General features: G+C 63.9%; 1 protein-coding gene. It reads left to right on the forward strand.

Annotated elements, in window-relative coordinates:
• A partial coding sequence (locus B1964_RS22275) for an HNH endonuclease signature motif containing protein (protein ID WP_139765830.1) occupies positions 1 to 854 on the forward strand: 854 nt, incomplete at its 5' end.
• Positions 855 to 1,166: the final 312 nt, after the last annotated feature.

Genomic DNA, 1,166 nt, shown 5'->3' on the forward strand with positions numbered 1-1,166 from the left:
AATACCTGCGGAAACTGCTGTCGCACTACTTTGCCGGTTTCCCCCCCGCCGAGATCAACCTCTACGCGCGGCAGTTGGGGAACGAGTTGGCGGCCGACACACCGGGCGGGTTACCGGCCGCCGAAGACAAGACGATCAACTCCTACACCGACCGCATCACCGACGACGGACGACTGGAAATCTCGGCGAACCTCGACATCATCGCCGGGGAGAAAACACGCACCCTGATGGAAACCTTGTCGGCGCCCAAACCTCAACCCGACGGATCCCCCGATCCCCGGACACCCGAACAGATCTGCGCGGCCGCATTCGAAACGATCGTGGAGTTGGCAGCACAAGGATTAGCAGACACCACGTTCTCGGCCAAACCGACCAACGGGCTGTTGTGGACCTGGTCAGCCGACAACCCGGCAATCGGCGGCGACTTGCAGAACATGGGTCCGATCACCGAAGCCACCGCGAAAATGTTGTCGTGTGACACCACCATCACCAAAATCATCCTCAACACCGACGGCGTACCCCTCGACGTCGGACGCCAGGAACGATTGTTCACCCCCGGGCAACGCAAAGCCCTGCTCGTGCGTGACCGCGGGTGCATCAAATGCGGAGCACACGCCGGCCGCTGCCAAGCACACCACGCGCACCACTGGGCCGACGGTGGGCCCACCGACCTCGACAACGGCTGCCTGCTGTGCAGCAGCTGCCACGACGATGTGCACCACCACGGGTGGGACATCATCATGGGCTTCGACCGGCACCCCTGGTTGATCCCACCCGCCACCGTCGACCCGAAACGCCGGCCGGTGCCGTCGTATCACCGCAGAAGCATGCGACTCGACGACGTAGCAGCCTGACCCGAAGCGCCGCTACTACAGCCTGATTCCCTGCACCCGGCCCGGCCGGGACCGCATCTGTTGTTTGAGAACTCCATAGTGATAATCCCATCCCGATGGTCGAGGTGCGCGTGCCACCGTGGCCCGGAATCCCTTCGACACACGGGGTCTCGAGGCTCGTCGCTGGCGCTCCTCGGCACCTCGACCATCGGATGGGAAGGGCCCGATTCATCAATCGCTGGTCGAGGTGCGAGCCGCGTGCGGCGAGCCTCGAGACCGCTTGCACCGGTGCTGGATTCGGACCACTGTGGCCCGGTAGCTGTTCGGCACAGG

It is taken from the genome of Gordonia sp. i37 (genome assembly GCF_002043085.1).
Classification (GTDB): domain Bacteria; phylum Actinomycetota; class Actinomycetes; order Mycobacteriales; family Mycobacteriaceae; genus Gordonia; species Gordonia polyisoprenivorans.